The sequence below is a fragment of the Pseudomonas sp. Irchel s3b6 genome (assembly GCF_900187415.1).
GTDB lineage: Bacteria > Pseudomonadota > Gammaproteobacteria > Pseudomonadales > Pseudomonadaceae > Aquipseudomonas.
On sequence record NZ_FYDM01000012.1, the window covers coordinates 1 to 16,601 of the forward strand.

16 protein-coding genes are annotated in these 16,601 nt (G+C 61.4%); 7 read left to right on the forward strand and 9 right to left on the reverse strand.

The features are described from left to right. Positions 1–428 precede the first annotated feature (428 nt). Together CKW07_RS18575 and CKW07_RS18580 are read left to right on the forward strand one after the other, a co-directional pair. Positions 429–1,067 carry a DUF6036 family nucleotidyltransferase gene (locus tag CKW07_RS18575; protein WP_176465339.1) on the forward strand — a complete coding sequence of 213 codons (639 nt, stop codon included), beginning with the start codon at positions 429–431 and terminating at the stop codon, positions 1,065–1,067. Further along, positions 1,051–1,515, forward strand: coding sequence for a hypothetical protein (locus tag CKW07_RS18580; protein ID WP_095146450.1), 465 nt, complete (start codon positions 1,051–1,053; stop codon positions 1,513–1,515). Before CKW07_RS18575 ends, CKW07_RS18580 begins: the two co-directional genes overlap by 17 nt. A 131-nt stretch (positions 1,516–1,646) precedes the next feature. Here CKW07_RS18580 and nagE read toward each other — a convergent pair whose 3' ends face one another. From nagE to CKW07_RS18615, 7 genes are all read right to left on the reverse strand, one after another. Next, the gene (gene nagE / locus CKW07_RS18585; protein WP_095146451.1) at positions 1,647–3,362 is read right to left on the reverse strand and encodes an N-acetylglucosamine-specific PTS transporter subunit IIBC; all 1,716 of its coding nucleotides are present in this window, start codon (positions 3,360–3,362) and stop codon (positions 1,647–1,649) included. A gap of 29 nt (positions 3,363–3,391) precedes the next feature. Continuing rightward, complete coding sequence (ptsP, locus tag CKW07_RS18590) at positions 3,392–5,908, reverse strand: phosphoenolpyruvate--protein phosphotransferase (protein ID WP_095146452.1); 2,517 nt, start codon at positions 5,906–5,908, stop codon at positions 3,392–3,394. A gap of 24 nt (positions 5,909–5,932) precedes the next feature. Further along, positions 5,933–6,943, reverse strand: coding sequence for an SIS domain-containing protein (locus tag CKW07_RS18595; protein ID WP_371850658.1), 1,011 nt, complete (start codon positions 6,941–6,943; stop codon positions 5,933–5,935). After that, positions 6,936–8,042: an N-acetylglucosamine-6-phosphate deacetylase gene (gene nagA, locus CKW07_RS18600; RefSeq protein ID WP_095146454.1), complete on the reverse strand. Its 1,107-nt coding sequence runs from the start codon at positions 8,040–8,042 to the stop codon at positions 6,936–6,938. Before nagA ends, CKW07_RS18595 begins: the two co-directional genes overlap by 8 nt. Positions 8,043–8,073: 31 nt before the next feature. Further along, a complete protein-coding gene (locus tag CKW07_RS18605; protein WP_095146455.1) occupies positions 8,074–8,805 on the reverse strand; it encodes a GntR family transcriptional regulator in 732 nt (243 codons plus the stop codon). Positions 8,806–9,217: 412 nt separating this feature from the next. Then, positions 9,218–9,721, reverse strand: a complete 504-nt coding sequence (locus CKW07_RS18610) for a murein L,D-transpeptidase family protein (protein WP_095146456.1) — start codon at positions 9,719–9,721, stop codon at positions 9,218–9,220. A 40-nt stretch (positions 9,722–9,761) separates the two neighbouring features. Beyond that, positions 9,762–10,313 carry an NUDIX hydrolase gene (locus tag CKW07_RS18615; protein WP_095077607.1) on the reverse strand — a complete coding sequence of 184 codons (552 nt, stop codon included), beginning with the start codon at positions 10,311–10,313 and terminating at the stop codon, positions 9,762–9,764. A 148-nt stretch (positions 10,314–10,461) separates the two neighbouring features. On the opposite strand from CKW07_RS18615, the gene CKW07_RS18620 reads away from it, so the two are divergent. From CKW07_RS18620 to purT, 5 genes are all read left to right on the forward strand, one after another. Continuing rightward, positions 10,462–11,061 carry a CoA pyrophosphatase gene (locus CKW07_RS18620; protein ID WP_095146457.1) on the forward strand — a complete coding sequence of 200 codons (600 nt, stop codon included), beginning with the start codon at positions 10,462–10,464 and terminating at the stop codon, positions 11,059–11,061. Between the two features lie 69 nt (positions 11,062–11,130). Next, on the forward strand, positions 11,131–11,655 hold the full coding sequence (locus CKW07_RS18625; RefSeq protein ID WP_095146458.1) for a gamma carbonic anhydrase family protein: 525 nt from the start codon (positions 11,131–11,133) through the stop codon (positions 11,653–11,655). Beyond that, complete coding sequence (locus CKW07_RS18630) at positions 11,652–11,867, forward strand: DUF1289 domain-containing protein (protein ID WP_095146459.1); 216 nt, start codon at positions 11,652–11,654, stop codon at positions 11,865–11,867. Before CKW07_RS18625 ends, CKW07_RS18630 begins: the two co-directional genes overlap by 4 nt. A gap of 109 nt (positions 11,868–11,976) precedes the next feature. Then, complete coding sequence (locus tag CKW07_RS18635) at positions 11,977–12,444, forward strand: preQ0 transporter (protein WP_095077603.1); 468 nt, start codon at positions 11,977–11,979, stop codon at positions 12,442–12,444. A 118-nt stretch (positions 12,445–12,562) separates the two neighbouring features. Further along, positions 12,563–13,744, forward strand: coding sequence for a formate-dependent phosphoribosylglycinamide formyltransferase (gene purT / locus CKW07_RS18640; RefSeq protein ID WP_095146460.1), 1,182 nt, complete (start codon positions 12,563–12,565; stop codon positions 13,742–13,744). Positions 13,745–13,801: 57 nt separating this feature from the next. Here the strand turns inward: purT and CKW07_RS18645 are convergent, their stop codons facing one another. Continuing rightward, positions 13,802–15,118 carry an MFS transporter gene (locus CKW07_RS18645; RefSeq protein WP_095146461.1) on the reverse strand — a complete coding sequence of 439 codons (1,317 nt, stop codon included), beginning with the start codon at positions 15,116–15,118 and terminating at the stop codon, positions 13,802–13,804. 233 nt (positions 15,119–15,351) lie between these two features. Next, complete coding sequence (locus CKW07_RS18650; protein ID WP_095146462.1) at positions 15,352–16,593, reverse strand: transporter associated domain-containing protein; 1,242 nt, start codon at positions 16,591–16,593, stop codon at positions 15,352–15,354. Positions 16,594–16,601 lie beyond the last annotated feature (8 nt).

Sequence of the window (16,601 nt, forward strand, 5' to 3'; positions counted from 1 at the left end):
TGGGGCTTGTCTCAATACTGGAAACGATTAACCGGCTTAGCCGCATAACCTGAACCGCCGTATACGGAACCGTATGTACGGTGGTGTGAGAGGACGGCGGTTGTGAAACCGCCTCCTACTCGATCCGGGATTTGTTGATGGCGCGAGGCTAGATCCGTTACGGGGCGGCCTTTATGTCGACCTGATTTATCGGTACACGCAACTTCCCTGTGGACGCTGGCTTGCCAACAAGGGAGGCGTGTCAGACGTCGTAGAAATCTCCCACATATCTTTCAGGTTGCCGCTCGGAAGTGCGCTATCTAGCCTTTGAGTATTGCAGCCAATCATGCGATTGGCACTGCAAGCTCTTCGATAGTTTGCATGGTGTTTATCACTTGGTTGAACCCTCACAAACATCATCGCCCTGCATCAGTATTTGAGGTTCAAGAATGGATTTGCCGGGCGCAGTAACTCCCCGTGTCAATACGAGTACGGCGTTGGGGCAGGCGTTGATTTCGTTGTTCAAATCCGTCGAAACGGAACTGGTGCTTGATGACGCTGAGCCAGGCGTGGTCAAAGTCATTGTGTTCGGCGGGTGTGCAGTTCATCTCTACACAAATCATCGTGTTTCCACGGACGTCGATGCCGAGATTTACTCTGCTAAGGTCCCTGAAGGCCTTCATCTTCAAACCTTGCTCGCAGAGGTTCCTGAGCAATTTGTCGATGACCGATCCGGCCGATTGATGGAGTTGAACTACGACCTTCAATACCATACAAGCTTTGGTCCGATTCACGAGGACTATTGGGAGCAGAGTCTTCCCCTTGCAGAGTTCCCGATCGAGTCGCCGCTGCATGTCCACATTGCAGCGCCTGTCGACATCGCCATCTCCAAGCTGGGCAGAGCCACGGATCAGAACATTGGCGACATCATGGCGCTTCTCAGAGCTGGCTTCATAGTGACAACCGAACTCCGTCGGCTGGCATTGGAGGCAATTGATGTATATGTTGGCAACAAAGAGTCACCAACCTCTGTTCTTGCAAATATTCTGCAAGACTACCTGGAGAAATCAGATGGCGAAGCCCCTTAACGGCCACGTCCTCTCATCCACCTTGGACACCCTGGTCAAATGCCCTTTGAATCAAGCAGATGACGCAGCGCTTGTGAGCCTCGCCAAAACTGTTTGGTACTCGAACTCGAACTCGAACTCGAACCTTGAAAGTGAAGTCAGGGCTTTTCTACGGCGGCACACTAGCGAAGTCGAAGTTCGTCGTGCGGGTTACTTGCTTGAGCGGCTTACCCGTTTTGCCTGTGTATCTGATAGCCGCGTGTCGGAAACCTTTAGCGCCCTGGAGCTTTTTTCAAGCTCGACTCCCAAGCAAGAAGTGAAGCCACAGGCAGCTGTTTCGCTACGCAAGCGCCGTGATGAACTCGCTGCTATTTGGGGGCTGAGTGAAGGTCTTGGACTTAAGGCCCAGACACTCATGCCCTTTCAGACTCGGCATTACGCGGCCGAGCAACGCGCGGCGTTTTCCTGAGCCCAATCAGCATTACAAGAACCCGGCTTAGTCCGGGTTCTTGCTGCCTTACAGGGCCTCTTCGCGGGCAAGCCTCGCTCCTACGGTCAGCGTTTTACCTGTAGGTGAGAAGCGTGCTCGCGATGGCGATTTCAGACCTTGGCGCTCACCTCACTGCGATTAACCAACCCCTCTAGCGCTTCACTCAAACTCAGCGCCTTGTCACCTACCAACAGATGCCACACGCCGCCGTCCAGAGCGCTGACACCCTGGCAGCCCAGTTCCTTGAGCTGATATTCCGACAGTGCCTTGCCATTGGCCAGTTGCAGGCGAATGCGGGTCATGGCGACGCAGTCGAGTTGCAGGACGTTGTCGCTGCCGCCCAGGGCGCTCAGCCATTTCTGGGCTTCTGGAGCGGCCACCGGGGCAGCAGTCGGGGCCGTGTCGGTCACCACCGCGGCTGCCGTGACGGTTCTGCCGGCAGTCGGCATGGCTTGGCGTATTTCATCGGCAATGCTGTCCGCCAGCGGACCGACCACCACCTGCAAGCTGCCGCCTTTGCCGGGACGCACCACGGCCATGGCGCCGAGGGCCTTGAGTTTGTTGTCGCAGACCTTGTTGCGGTCGACCATTTCCAGGCGCAAGCGAGTGGTGCAGGCGCCGACGGTGATCAGGTTGTCGGTGCCGCCCAGGGCCTGGATGTAGGCCTCGGCGCGCTGGTTTTCGCTCAGCACGGTTTTTTCACCGGCAACGGTGTCTTCGCGGCCCGGGGTTTTCAGGTTGAAGCGTCGGATGCAGAAGTTGAACACTGTATAGTAGATCACTGCGTAGGCCAGGCCTACCGGGAACACCATCCAGCCATTGGTGGACTTGCCCCAGCCGAGAATCATGTCGATGAAACCGCCGGAAAAGGTGAAACCCAGGTGGATGTTCAGCGCATTGGTGATGGCCATTGAAAAGCCGGTCAGTAGCGCGTGGACCAGATACAGCAGCGGCGCAAGGAACATGAAGGCGAACTCGACCGGTTCGGTCACGCCGGTGAGGAACGAGGTCAGGGCCATCGACAGGAGGATCCCGCCCATCACCTTGCGCCGCTGGGGCAGGGCGTTGCGGTACATCGCCAGGCATGCCGCTGGCAGGCCGAACAGCATCACCGGGAACATGCCGGTGGTGAATTGGCCGCCTTTGGGGTCGCCGGCAAAGTAACGCGCGATGTCGCCGGTGACCAGGGCGCCGGTGGTCGGGTCGGTGAAGTTGCCGAACACGAACCACGCCATGTTGTTGAGGATGTGGTGCAGGCCGGTGACGATCAGCAGGCGATTGAGTACACCAAAGATGAACGCGCCGTAGCTGCCGCTCTCCAGCATCAAAGCGCCGAAGCTGTTGATGCCGTGCTGGATCGGCGGCCAGATCAGGCCGAAGACCACGCCCAGGCCGACGGCGACGAACCCGGTGACGATCGGCACGAAGCGCCGGCCACCGAAGAACGCGAGGTATTCCGGCAGCTTGATGTCCTTGAAACGGTTGTACAGCGCACCGGCCATCAGACCGCTGACGATGCCGGCGAGCATGCCCATGTTGATGCTCGAGTCGAGGACCTTGAGCGTGGAAACCATCACCAGATAGCCAATGACGCCGGCCAGGCCGGCGGTGCCGTTGTTGTCCTTGGCGAAACCGACGGCGATGCCGATGGCGAAGATCATCGCCAGGTTGGCGAAGATCACTTGCCCGGCGTCGTGGATGATCGCGATGTTCAACAGGTCGGTGTCACCCAGGCGCAGCAACAGGCCGGCAATCGGCAGGATTGCAATGGGCAGCATCAGTGCCCGTCCGAGGCGTTGCAAACCTTCGATGAAGAGTTGGTACATGGCGTGTCTCCCTGGATTTTTGTTGTTGTTCAGCTCAGAGGCCAATGTTGATGGCAGGCGTGGCGCACGGCGGCGGCGCTGCCGAGGTCGAGCAGGCTGGTGCTCAAGCGTTGGCACTGGGCGGCATCCAGCTGGCGCACCCGTTCCTTGATTTCGCCGATTTGCGGCGGGCTCACCGACAGCTCACGAATCCCCAGGCCAATCAGTACCGGGGTGGCCAGCGGATCGGACGCCAGCGCACCGCAAACGCCCACCCAACGCTGGTGCTTGGCGGCACCACTGCAGGTCTGGGCGATCAGGCGCAACAGCGCCGGGTGCAGGGCGTCGACCCGCGCGGCGAGGCCGGCGTGGTCACGGTCCATGGCCAGGGTGTATTGGGACAGGTCATTGGTGCCGATCGACAGAAAGTCCGCGTGTTCGGCCAGTTGCTCGGCCAGCAAGGCAGCGGCCGGAACCTCGATCATCACGCCCAACTCCGGGCGCAGGGTTATTCCAAGTTCGACGCACAGGGCGTCGAGGCGCTGGCGGATGTGCAGCAGTTCATCCACCTCGCTGACCATCGGCAACAGAATCCGGCAGCGGTTCAGGGGGCTGACTTGCAACAGTCCGCGCAGTTGTTGATCCAGCAGTTCCGGCCGGACCTGGGCCATGCGGATGCCGCGCAGGCCCAGCACCGGGTTGGCTTCGGCCGGCAAGGGCAGGTAATCGAGCTGTTTGTCGCCACCGACGTCGATGGTGCGGATGATCACCGACTTGTCGCCCATGGCATCCAGTACGGCTTGATAGGCCTGGCGCTGCTCTTGTTCGTCGGGCGCAGTCTGGCGATCGACGAACAGAAACTCGGTGCGCAGCAGGCCGACACCGTCGGCGCCGCCCTTGAAGGCATCGGCCGCTTCGCTGCTGGAGGCGACATTGGCGGCGACTTCGACGCGCAGGCCATCGAGGGTCAGTGCCGGATGGTGCGCGTGCAGTTGCTGGCGTGCCCGGCGTTGAAGGTGTTCGCGCTGGGCGTGCGCCACCTGCTCCAGGCGTTCGCTATCGGGTATCAGTTCCAGTCGCCCGCCGTCCGCGTCCAGAACCATGGCGCGGCCTTGGGGTTGCTCGAGCAGGGATGAGCCGAGGGCGACCAGGCACGGCAAGCCTTTGCCGCGGGCCAGAATCGCCACATGGGACGTCGCTCCACCCTCGGCCATGCACAAGCCGGCGACACCCTGTTCGCACAGTTGCAGCAGGTCTGAAGGGGTCAGCTCATGGGCGGCGGCGATGGCCCCGGCCGGCACGTCGTAGTGCCAGTCCTGGCCGAGCAGGGCGCGCAGAACACGTTGCTTGAGATCACGTAGGTCGTTGGCGCGCTCGGCCAGCAGCGGGTTGCCGAGTGTTTGCAGAACTTTGCACTGCACCTCGATCGACTGACTCCAGGCGTGGGTCGCGGCGCTGTCCTGGTCGATGGACTGGTGGGCGGCCTCCAGCAGTGTCGGGTCCTCGAGTAGCGCCAGATGGGCGGCGAAGATCTGTTCTTCTTCCAGGTGCTTATGTTTTCTGGCGTGCGCCAGGGTGCCGCGAATTTCGCTGCGTACCTGCTCCAGCGCGGTGTCCAGTGCTTGGCGTTGGGCTTCGGCCATGTGGCCGCCGGTGTCTTCCGGCAATTGCAGGGCTGCCAACTGGAACAACGGCCCGCCCACCAGTCCGGGGGCAGCGCAGACACCGTGCAACACGCCGTCTTCGGCGACGCGCGAGCGTTGGACAATGGGCGTGGGGGCGACAGCGTGGCGGTCGTCGTTGACCGCGCTGGACAGGGCGTTGAGCAAGGCTTGCAGCGCCGCGTTGGCATCCGCGCCGCGGCTGCTGACTTGCACCTCGTCCTGCTCGCCAATGCCCAGGCCCATCAAGCCGGTCAGGCTGTCGCACGACGCGGATTTTTCGGCGAAATGCAGCTGGGATTTACTGGTGAACAGTTGCGCGGTCTGGCGGATCAGGGCCGCCGGTCGAGCATGCAGACCGCCACGATGGGTGACGCGTATCTGGCCGCGGACTTCGTTGCCCTCGCCTTGATCTTTGGTGTGCGCTCCGTTTACCGCCTTCGGCACGATGTGCAGCAGTGGTTCGCCGACCTTGACCGATTTGAGGGTGATCGGCAGTACCTGGAAGTCCTGGCTGTTGGTCAGGATCAGCAGGCTGACCAGGCTTTTACAGCCCCGGGCGACCAGGTCCTGATCAAAGCGCAGCAGTGCATCGCCATTGCTGACCCGTGCGCCTTCCTCGACCAGTATCGAGAATCCAATGCCTTGCAAGTCGACGGTATCCAGCCCCAGGTGCAGCAGCAGTTCGGCACCGTTGTCGGCACGCAGGGTCACGGCGTGGCCGGTGCGGGCGACATGCACCACCACCCCGGCACAGGGGGCGTGTAGGGTGTTGTTCAGCGGGTCGATGGCGATCCCGTCGCCCATGGCGCCGCTGGCGAACACCGGGTCCGGGACTTTGGCAAGCGTGAGCACAGGACCGCTGAGCGGGGCACTGAGGGTCAGTTCGTTATTGTTGTTGTGCATGGCTCGGTACTCGATTCAGGCGTGTTAATGGGTGCGGGTCACTTTGCTCAAGTGACGTGGCTGGTCAGGGTCCATGCCACGGGCTTGCGCGAGGCCGGCGGCCATCACGTAGAAACTCTGGATCGCCAGGATCGGGTCCAGCGCCGGGTGTTCGGCGCGGCTCAGCGTCAGGTCGCGTTCGCTGACGTCATCGGGAGCTGCCAGCAACACATGGGCACCGCGTTGGCGCATCTCGGCGGCCAGGCTCAACAGGCCAGCCTGTTCGGCACCCCGGGGGGCGAACACCAGCAACGGGTAGTGGTTGTCGATCAGGGCCATGGGGCCGTGTTTCACTTCGGCACTGCTGAAGGCTTCGGCCTGGATCGCCGAGGTTTCTTTCAGCTTCAGTGCGGCTTCCTGGGCGATGGCAAAGCCGGCGCCACGGCCGATCACCATCAGCCGCTGGCAATCGCGCAGGACATCGACAGCCAGGCTCCAGTCCTGGGTTGCCGCTTCGCGCAACCCTTGGGGCAGGGCGAGGCCGGCTTCCAGCAACTCGGCGTCCTGCTTCCAGTGGGCAATCAAGCGTGCGCTGGCGGTGAGGGTGGCGATGAAGCTTTTGGTCGCGGCCACGCTGCTTTCAGTACCGGCACACAGTGGCAGGCTGAACTCGCACGCGGCCTCCAGTGGCGAGTTCTCGGCGTTGACCATGGCAATGCTCAAGGCCCCGCGCTTGCGCAACAGACGCAGGCTGTTGACCAGGTCCGGACTCTGCCCGGACTGCGAGAAGCCGAAGACCGCCTGGCCGCTGACCTTCAGCGGCGCCTGCTGCAGAGTGACCACCGACATCGGCAGCGATGCCACCGGAACGCCTACGTGCTGCATGGCCAGATAGGCGAAGTAGCTTGCGGCATGATCGGAGCTGCCACGGGCGACGGTCATCGCCACTTGCGGTGGCTGACGGTTCAAGCGCCCGGCAATCTCGATCATCAGTGGATCGAGCTGCTGCAGCTGGGTTTCGACGGCCTTGTACGAGGACAGGGCCTCTTCAAGCATTTTTGAAGTCAATGTCTTCTCCTTCGACCATCACGGCGGTCAGTGTGAGTGAGCGATCCAGGCGTACGCAGTCGGCCCAGGCGCCGGGTTGCAGGCGGCCGCGCTCAGGGAGGCCGAGGTAGTCGGCGGGAAATTGCGAAAGGCGTTGCGAGGCCTCGCACAGTGGCAGGCCGATCTTCACCAGGTTGCGCAGGGCCTGATCCATGGTCAGGGTGCTGCCGGCCAGAGTGCCGTCGGGCAAGCGCACGCCGCCCAGGCATTTGGTCACGGTGTGGCTGCCCAGCTTGTACTCGCCATCCGGCATGCCAGCGGCGGCGCTGGAGTCGGTGACGCAATACAGGCAGGGGATCGAGCGCAGGGCCACGCGGATCGCCCCGGGATGCACATGAAGCAGGTCCGGAATCAATTCGGCGTATTGGGCATGGGCCAGTGCCGCGCCGACGATCCCCGGTTCGCGGTGATGCAACGGGCTCATGGCGTTGTAGAGGTGGGTGAAGCTGGTGGCGCCGGCCTCAAGTGCCGCGACGCCTTCCTCGTAACTGCCCAGCGTGTGGCCGATTTGCATGCGTACGCCACGGTCGCTCAAGGCGCGGATCAGTTTGTCGTGACCGGCGATTTCCGGGGCAATGGTGATCACCCGGATCGGAGCCAGTGCCAGATAGGACTCGACTTCGGCCAGCAGCGCGGTGTGGGCGAAGTTCGGTTGGGCGCCCAGTTTTTCGGGATTGATGTACGGCCCTTCGAGGTGCACGCCCAAGACCCGGGCACAGCCTTCAGGGCGCTGCTCGCAGAATTCACCGACCTGCCCCAGAACGCGAGCGATCTCTTCGCTCGGCGCGGTCATGGTCGTGGCCAGCAGCGAGGTGGTGCCAAAGCGAACATGGGTGCGGGTGATGGTCTCGAAGGCGGGCGTACCTTCCATGAGGTCCCGGCCCCCACCCCCATGTACGTGCAAGTCGATAAAGCCCGGCAGCAGGTACGGCAAGTCGTTGTCCGCCGGGTTGCAGGGCTGGCCTTCGATGCGCACGATCCTGCCGTGTTCATGGATCAGGCGGCCGCGAATCCAGCCTTGGGCGGTGAGGATGTTGTCTTCGGACATAGGGCAGCTCTCAGGCGCAGACGGCGCGGTTTTAACGACGCAGTTCGGCTACAAAGTCGTAGTAGTCGTTGCGGCAATAGGTGTCGGTGACTTCGATCGGGGTGTTGTCTTCCAGGTAGCCGACCCGGGTCATCAGCAGCATGGCGGTGCCAGGCGCGATGCCGACCAGGGCGGCGAACTCGTCAGAGGCATTGATCGCCTGAATGTGTTGCAGGGCGCGCACCACCGGCTTGCCGATGCTGTCGAGGTAGTGATAAAGCGAATCGCCGATGGCTTGCGGCTGGGCAATGATCGAAGCGGGCAGGGTGCTCATCTCGATGGCCATTACGGTGTCGTCGGCTTTGCGCAAACGCTTGAGGTGCGCCACTTTGTCATAGGGTGACAGGGCGAGGCGGATCAGTTCTTCGTGGGTCGGCTGGGTGATTTCCCGCTCCAGCCATTGCGAGCTGGGCACGAACCCCTTGAGGCGGAGCATTTCGCTGAAGCCGGACAGCCGCGACAGCGGTTGTTCCAGGCGAGGCGTGATGAAGGTGCCCGAACCTTGGCTACGGCGGATCAGGCCTTGTTCGAACAACACTTCCAGGGCTTTGCGCGCCGTCACCCGGGAGATGTTCAGTGTTTCACTGAGGTTGCGCTCCGAAGGCAACGCCTGCTCGGCTTTCCATAGGCCGGCATGAATCGCAGCTTCCAGGTTGCGTGCCAGTTGCAGGTACAGGGGGGTGGGTTGGGTGTCGTCAGGGCGCAGGGCCAGGATGGGATTCATGTGAGGTTTCCGATGCGGATATTGGAGTGTTGTCGCCCGGTAGTGGCGAAAAACTAATACCACTTAAATACCATGTCAACGCTGGTGGTTCGCTCCGGGCGAGCAAAAGCTCGCTCCGCTGGAAGGTGCGGTGGCTTTGGGTTTTAAGTGGTATTAGAGGTGGTGATGACAACGGATCAGATCACTGTCTGCGCCGGTGTTTTTGAAGGGAGGTGGTATTGCAGGTGGGTTGTTGGTTGGGGCTGAATTTTTTTTGAATTATTTTTGATAAATGATGAAGGAGGAGACCGTTTCCACGCTCCTGCGTGGGAATGCAGTCCGCGACGCTCTGCACCACATCAACAGCCGAACGCGGAGCGTCCGTAGAGGCACTCCCATGCGGAGCATGGGAATGCTCAGGGGGAAGAGGGGGTTACGGTCGGATTTCGATCATCGTGCCGTCCGGCACCAGGCCCCAGACTTCGCGCATGTCGACGTTGCGCATGGCAATGCAGCCGTCGGTCCAATCCAGGGTATGGAACAGGTCCTCGGGGTTGTCTTCGGTGTCGGGGGTGCCGTGGATCATGATCATGCCACCGGGGTCTACACCTTCACGGCGCGAGCGAGCGGCGTCGCTGATGTTCGGATAGGAGATGTGCATGGCCAGGTTGAAGCGGTCACTGACCTTGCGCCAGTCCAGCCAATACAGGCCTTCTGGCGTGCGGCGGTCGCCAGCCATGAGCTTTTGCCCCCTGGGGTTTTTGCCCAGGGAAATGCGGTAGGTTTTGATGGTCTGTCCGTTATTGATCAGTTGCAACTGATGGGCGGATTTGAGCACCAACACTTTGTCGATGATTTTGCCGTCCAGGGTTTCCAGGGTGGAGGCCTGTGAAACAGCGACGAACGACAGACAGAAGAACGCGAGCAACCAGCGCATTGACACGATATCCCTGAAAGTACGGCGTACTTTTTGTTGTTTAAGTGATCGCAGGCTGAGCAAGCGGAGGAATGGATTCGCAGCGCACCGGAAATTCCCCTGTCCGGCGGTCAGCGAAGAAGCATTCTAGAGTACGGCCCACGGTGCGGAAAGCCAGCTCGGACCAAGGGATGTCTGCTTCTTCGAAAAGCTGCACTTCCAGGCTTTCCTGGCCGGCGGCGAAGTCCAGGTCCGCAAGCTCTGCACGGAAGAATACATGCACCTGACTGATGTGTGGCACATCGATCAGCGTATAGATCTTCAGGTGACGCACACGGGCGCAGGCCTCCTCGAAAGTTTCCCGAATGGCAGCCTGCTCCACGGTTTCGCCGTTTTCCATAAAGCCGGCGGGCAAGGTCCAGTAGCCGCGGCGCGGTTCGATGGCGCGGCGGCACAGCAGCACCTGGCGGCCCCAGGTCGGCAGGCAGCCGGCGACAATGTTCGGGTTCTGGTAGTGAATGGTCTGGCACTGGTCGCAGACGTAGCGCAGGCGGGAATCGCCTTCGGGAATGCGTTGGGTGACCGGGTTACCGCACTGGCTGCAGAATTTCATGCTGGGATTCCGTGGAGGCTGCGCCTATCTTGGCGTGCGGCGGTGTCTGTCGGCAAGTTGTCGTTTAGCGACATGCCGCCGTTCAAGGGCTTGGGCGCTCTGTGCGTTTGGTGCATGATGCATGGTAGCCAACAGATCGAGAGCACTCATGCTGGACGAGCTACTGCAGCGGGTCATCAACCATACGCCACGTACGCTGGAAACCGACCGGCGTTTCCCCGAGGCCGCCGTGTTGGTGCCGATTACCCGCAGCGACGAACCTGAGCTGATCCTGACCCTGCGCGCCAGTGGGCTCTCGACCCATGGCGGTGAAGTGGCCTTTCCCGGTGGACGCCGCGACCCTGAAGACCCCGACCTGGTGTTTACCGCCTTGCGCGAGGCCGAAGAAGAAATCGGCCTGCCGCCTGGCCTGGTTGAAGTGATCGGGCCCTTGAGCCCATTGATTTCCCTGCACGGTATCAAGGTGACGCCTTACGTCGGGGTGATTCCCGACTTCGTCGAGTACCGCGCCAACGATGCCGAAATTGCTGCTGTGTTCAGCGTTCCGCTGGAATTTTTCCGCAAGGACCCCCGCGAGCATACGCACCGCATCGATTATCAGGGGCGCAGTTGGTACGTGCCCAGTTACCGTTACGGTGAATACAAGATCTGGGGGCTGACGGCGATCATGGTCGTCGAGTTGATCAATTTGCTCTATGACGCGAAGATCAACCTGCATCAACCTCCCCACAGCTTTATCAATATTTGAAGCCATCGCGCGTAGGGCGTGAATCTGTCTTGCAAGTGAAAACCTGCCTGAGCCTTGAGGATAACCACCATGAAATACCGTCTGGGCGACGCCCGCGTCGAAACCCATCCACAGAGCTGGGTTGCACCCAATGCCGTGCTGGTGGGCAAGGTCAGGCTGGAAGAGGGGGCCAATGTCTGGTTCAACGCGGTGTTGCGCGGTGACAACGAACTGATCCTGATCGGCAAGAACAGCAACGTACAGGACGGCACGGTGATGCACACCGACATGGGTTACCCGCTGACTATCGGCACCGGTGTGACCATTGGCCATAACGCCATGCTGCATGGCTGTACGGTAGGCGATTACAGCCTGATCGGGATTAACGCGGTGATTCTCAATGGCGCGAAAATCGGCAAGAACTGCATCATTGGCGCCAATTCGCTGATTGGTGAAGGCAAGGAAATCCCCGACGGTTCGCTGGTCATGGGCTCACCTGGCAAAGTGGTGCGCGAACTGACCGAACAGCAGAAGAAAATGCTCGAAGCCAGCGCCGCGCACTATGTGCATAATTCCCAGCGTTATGCCCGCGATCTGGTCGAGCAGGAGCAATGAGTACCGCCGAACGCCCCGTGCCATCGCCCTGCGTGAGCATCTGCGCGCTGGACGAACAGGACATCTGCACCGGCTGCCAGCGCACGGTGGAGGAAATCACCCGCTGGAGCCGCATGGACAACGATGAGCGCCGCAAGGTGTTGGGGTTGTGCCATGAACGGGCGAAATCGAGTGGGTTGCTCTGGATGTTACCTTCGAAATCCAGTTCCTGAATCTTGCGAACTTTTGTAGCGAGGGAGCAAGCGCCCTCGCGACAGGTTATCTGTGCATCGAAGATGAAGTACCCTGTGCGCCAATTTCGACAGGTATTCCCCGCGTCCCATGCTCTTTCTCATCGCCTACATCAGCAGCGTGGTGCTGATCAATTACGCCTTTTCCACCGCACCGCACTTGGACATCATCTGGTCGGCGTGGGGCGGGTTGGTATTCGTGTTGCGCGATATGGTGCAAATCCGCTTCGGCCACGGGGCGATCATTGCCATGCTGGCGGCATTGGCGTTGTCCTATATCACCTCCGATCCATCAATTGCCCTGGCCAGCGCCACGGCGTTCGCCGTTTCGGAATGTATCGACTGGCTGGTGTTCAGTATCACCCAGCGACCGCTGCATGACCGGTTGTGGATAAGTTCGGCGCTGAGCATTCCCCTGGATACCTTCATTTTTTTCGGCATGATCGATGCCCTGACACCGGGGGTGATGCTCACGGCCCTGGGGTCGAAATTCGCCGGTGTGACGGTGGTCTGGCTGGCCATGGCCTGGCGTTTGCGCAAGAACGCGCTGGCGAGCTGAGCCAAAGCCTGCGGTTCATGTAAAATGCCGCGCTTTCTCCCTATGGGAAGCGCGGGGCAGGCCACGTAGGCCAATCACGCAGCATCCCTCGATGATTCGCTCCATTGAGGACCTTCAGATGACTCGTATCGGAACTCCATTGTCGCCAACCGCGACCCGCGTTTTGCTGTGTGGCTGTGGTGAGTTGGGCAAGGAGGTGGTGATCGAGCTGCAACGCCTGGGCGTTGAAGTGATTGCCGTGGATCGTTATGCCAATGCCCCGGCCATGCAGGTGGCTCATCGCAGCCACGTAATCAACATGCTGGACGGTGCCGCGCTGCGTGCAGTGATCGAAGCCGAGAAACCGCACTTCATCGTGCCGGAAATCGAAGCCATCGCCACGGCCACCCTGGTTGAGCTGGAGGCCGAGGGCTTCACGGTCATCCCGACGGCGCGCGCCGCCCAACTGACCATGAACCGTGAAGGCATCCGTCGCCTGGCCGCTGAAGAGCTGGACCTGCCGACATCGCCGTACCACTTCGCCGATACCTTCGAAGACTACCGCAAGGCCGTCGACGACCTGGGTTTCCCCTGTGTGGTTAAGCCGGTCATGAGCTCTTCCGGCAAGGGCCAGAGCCTGTTGCGCAGCGTCGATGACGTGCAGAAGGCTTGGGATTACGCGCAGGAAGGCGGTCGTGCCGGCAAGGGCCGGGTGATCATTGAGGGCTTTATCGACTTTGACTATGAAATCACCTTGCTCACCGTGCGTCATGTCGGCGGCACCACGTTCTGTGCGCCTGTCGGCCACCGTCAGGAGAAGGGTGACTACCAGGAGTCCTGGCAGCCACAGGCCATGAGCCCGATTGCCCTGGCTGAGTCCGAGCGCGTTGCCAAGGCCGTGACCGAAGCCCTGGGTGGCCGTGGCCTGTTTGGCGTGGAGTTGTTCATCAAGGGTGATCAGGTGTGGTTCAGCGAAGTGTCACCGCGGCCCCATGACACGGGCCTGGTGACCCTGATTTCTCAGGACCTGTCGCAGTTCGCCCTGCATGCCCGGGCGATTCTCGGGTTGCCGATCCCGTTGATCCGTCAGTTTGGCCCGTCGGCCTCGGCGGTGATTCTGGTGGAAGGGCAGTCGACCCAGACCGCGTTTGCCAATCTGGGCGCCGCACTGGCTGAGCCGGACACGGCGTTGCGCCTGTTCGGCAAGCCTGAAGTCAACGGACAGCGCCGCATGGGCGTGGCCCTGGCGCGTGACGAGTCGATTGAAGCCGCCCGCGCCAAAGCGACCCGTGCGTCCCAGGCTGTTGTCGTAGAGCTGTAACCGCGTCGCAGCTATCGCGAGCCAGGCGGCGCTCCGCCTGCTCGCGAAGCTTTTACTTTAGGCAACCTGATTCAGGTCGTTATTGCGCGTTTCCTTCAGGCACAGCACAGCGATCAGGCTGAGCACCGCTGCCGCAGACACATAGCCGCCCACCCAACTCAAGCCGCCCATCGCTACCAGCTTCTGCGCGAAGAACGGGGCTGCCGAGGCACCCACGATACCGCCCAGGTTGTAGGCCGCTGACGCGCCGGTGTAGCGCACGTGGGTTGGAAACAGCTCGGGCAGCAGCGCGCCCATCGGGGCGAAGGTCACACCCATCAGAAACAGCTCGATGCACAGGAACAGGGCTACGCCCCAGGTCGTACCGTGGGTCAGCAGGGGTTCCATGGTGAAGCCCGAGAGCACGGCCAGTACGCCGCCGATGATCAACACCGGTTTACGTCCGAAGCGGTCGCTGGCCCAGGCTGACAAAGGCGTGGCCGCGGCCATGAACAACACGGCAAAGCACAGCAGGCCGAGGAAGGTTTCGCGGCTGTAACCCAGGGTCGACACACCGTAGCTCAGGGAGAATACGGTGGAGATGTAGAACAGCGCGTAACAGACCACCATCGCCGCCGCGCCCAGCAGGGTCGGTGCCCAATACTGGCTGAACAGCTCGACCAGCGGGATTTTCACCCGCTCCTGGCGCGCAACCGCATTGGCGAACACCGGGGTTTCGTGCAGTTTCAGGCGTACATACAGGCCCACCATCACCAGTGCGGCGCTCAGCAGGAACGGAATGCGCCAGCCCCAGGAGCGGAACTGTTCGTCGTCCAGGGTCAGGGCCAAGGTCAGGAACAGGCCGTTGGCGGCGAGAAAACCGATCGAAGGGCCCAGTTGCGGGAACATGCCGAACCAGGCGCGCTTGCCCTTGGGGGCGTTTTCGGTGGCCAGCAAGGCCGCGCCGCCCCATTCACCGCCCAGTCCCAGGCCTTGTCCGAAGCGCAGCACACACAGCAGGATCGGTGCCCAGGCGCCAATGCTGTCGTAACCAGGCAGCACGCCGATCAGCGTGGTGCAGACGCCCATTAGCAGCAGCGAGGCCACCAGGGTGGATTTGCGCCCGATACGGTCACCGAAGTGGCCGAACAGTGCAGAGCCCAGGGGGCGGGCCAGGAAGGCGATGCCAAAGGTCAGGAAGGCCGAGAGCATCTGGGCGGTGCCGGAAGTCTGCGGAAAGAACACCGGGCCGATCACCAGGGCCGCCGCCGTGGCGTACACGTAGAAGTCGTAGAACTCGATGGCGGTCCCGATGAAGCTGGCCGTTGCCACGCGGGTGGCGGAGTTCGTCGGTTGGGCGGGTGCGGTATCGCTATAAGTCGTGCTGGTCGTCATGCAGTAATCCCTGACAGTCATGTGCTCCGTTGGAGCGAATTATTGTGGTTGAAACACCCAGGGATGTGGGTTGGGGCGCGGCAGAGGCTCAAGGTAGGAGCGTTCGCCGGAAGGTTGCGTGGTGGTGCCGATGGACTGGCCGCCGGACGCTGAGTGCGGGTAGCACGTTCCGGGGCGGGGCTTGGGTAAGCGTTTCGATTATAGGAAGGAGGCTAACGATTCAACAAGGGGGCTCAGCGTACTGTCGGCACCGATGACGTCAGCCAGATCAGTACCTTGCTGACACGGTTGTCTTCGGTTTCGAGGATTTCCAGGCGATAGCGGCCGATTTTCAGGCATACCGGGCAGTCCGGGATACTTTCCAGCGCCTCGGTCACCAGGCCATTCAGGGTTTTCGGACCGTCGCTTGGCAGGTGCCAGCCCAGGCTCTTGTTGAGCTCGCGGATGGAAGCCGCGCCGTCGATCACCAGTCGGCCATCGGCCTGGGGGTGAATGTGTGGGTTGTCGAGGCTGTGCTGGCTTTCGAATTCACCGACGATTTCTTCGAGAATGTCTTCCAGGGTGACGATACCTTCCACTTCACCGTATTCGTCGACCACCATGCCCAGGCGGCGCTGCTGTTTGTGGAAGTTCAGCAGTTGCAGCTGCAGCGGTGTGCTTTCCGGAACGAAGTAAGGTTCGTGGCAGGCCGCCAGCAAAGCGTCCTTGGTCAGGCTGGCGTCGGCCAGCAAATGACGGATCTGCCGGGTATTGAGCACCGCCTCGACCTGATTGATGTCACTGTGAAACACCGGCAGGCGCGTGCGTTTGTTGGCGCGCAACTGTTCGATGATCGCTTCGATCGGGTCGTCCAGGTTGATGCCGTCGACTTCGCTGCGGGGTACCAGAATGTCATTGACCGTAATGTTGTCCAGCGCATGAATGCCGGCCAGCGCGTGCGGACGGCATGCCGGGTGTTCCTGTTCGTTGTCGCTGTTCTGCGGTGCGGCCGGCTCTTCATCGCTTTGCTGCACAACCTTGGCCTTGCGGGCGAAGGGCTTGAGCAGCAACAGGCTGATACCGCTGAGCGCCCAGGCGATCGGGTAGATGATTTTCAGGGGCGTGGCCAGCAGGGTGTTACCCAGCATCAGCACGGTGTCCGGGTAGCGGCTGGCGAGGGTGCGCGGCAGGTAATCGGCGAACACCAGCAAGGCCGCGGTGGCACTCAGGCAGGCTAGCCACGGACCATTGTCTGCCCAGCCGAACACGGCCAGTAAGGTGCTGATGACCACGACCAGCGAGCGACACAGGGTATTGCATAGCAGCAGGCTGCTGAGCGGGAAGCGGAGTCTGGCGACCGGCTTGTCGCTTGAGCGTGAGGCGATGCGCTGGGCCTGCAGGTACTGGTGCGCGGCCTCGATGGCGGTGAACAGGCCCGACCAGAGGATCAGCAGGGCCAGCACGGCGAGCAATGGCCCTATGGGCAGGTTATCCATAACGAATG

Bases quoted from the DNA above. Each gene is read 5' to 3' on its own strand.
- CKW07_RS18650 (WP_095146462.1), bottom strand. From the start codon at position 16,593: ATGGATAACCTGCCCATAGGGCCATTGCTCGCCGTGCTGGCCCTGCTG.
- CKW07_RS18575 (WP_176465339.1), top strand. From the start codon at position 429: ATGGATTTGCCGGGCGCAGTAACTCCCCGTGTCAATACGAGTACGGCG.
- ptsP (WP_095146452.1), bottom strand. From the start codon at position 5,908: ATGCACAACAACAATAACGAACTGACCCTCAGTGCCCCGCTCAGCGGT.
- CKW07_RS18620 (WP_095146457.1), top strand. From the start codon at position 10,462: ATGCTGGACGAGCTACTGCAGCGGGTCATCAACCATACGCCACGTACG.
- CKW07_RS18605 (WP_095146455.1), bottom strand. From the start codon at position 8,805: ATGAATCCCATCCTGGCCCTGCGCCCTGACGACACCCAACCCACCCCC.
- CKW07_RS18630 (WP_095146459.1), top strand. From the start codon at position 11,652: ATGAGTACCGCCGAACGCCCCGTGCCATCGCCCTGCGTGAGCATCTGC.
- CKW07_RS18625 (WP_095146458.1), top strand. From the start codon at position 11,131: ATGAAATACCGTCTGGGCGACGCCCGCGTCGAAACCCATCCACAGAGC.
- purT (WP_095146460.1), top strand. From the start codon at position 12,563: ATGACTCGTATCGGAACTCCATTGTCGCCAACCGCGACCCGCGTTTTG.
- CKW07_RS18635 (WP_095077603.1), top strand. From the start codon at position 11,977: ATGCTCTTTCTCATCGCCTACATCAGCAGCGTGGTGCTGATCAATTAC.
- CKW07_RS18595 (WP_371850658.1), bottom strand. From the start codon at position 6,943: ATGCTTGAAGAGGCCCTGTCCTCGTACAAGGCCGTCGAAACCCAGCTG.
- nagE (WP_095146451.1), bottom strand. From the start codon at position 3,362: ATGTACCAACTCTTCATCGAAGGTTTGCAACGCCTCGGACGGGCACTG.
- nagA (WP_095146454.1), bottom strand. From the start codon at position 8,042: ATGTCCGAAGACAACATCCTCACCGCCCAAGGCTGGATTCGCGGCCGC.
- CKW07_RS18580 (WP_095146450.1), top strand. From the start codon at position 1,051: ATGGCGAAGCCCCTTAACGGCCACGTCCTCTCATCCACCTTGGACACC.
- CKW07_RS18610 (WP_095146456.1), bottom strand. From the start codon at position 9,721: ATGCGCTGGTTGCTCGCGTTCTTCTGTCTGTCGTTCGTCGCTGTTTCA.
- CKW07_RS18615 (WP_095077607.1), bottom strand. From the start codon at position 10,313: ATGAAATTCTGCAGCCAGTGCGGTAACCCGGTCACCCAACGCATTCCC.
- CKW07_RS18645 (WP_095146461.1), bottom strand. From the start codon at position 15,118: ATGACGACCAGCACGACTTATAGCGATACCGCACCCGCCCAACCGACG.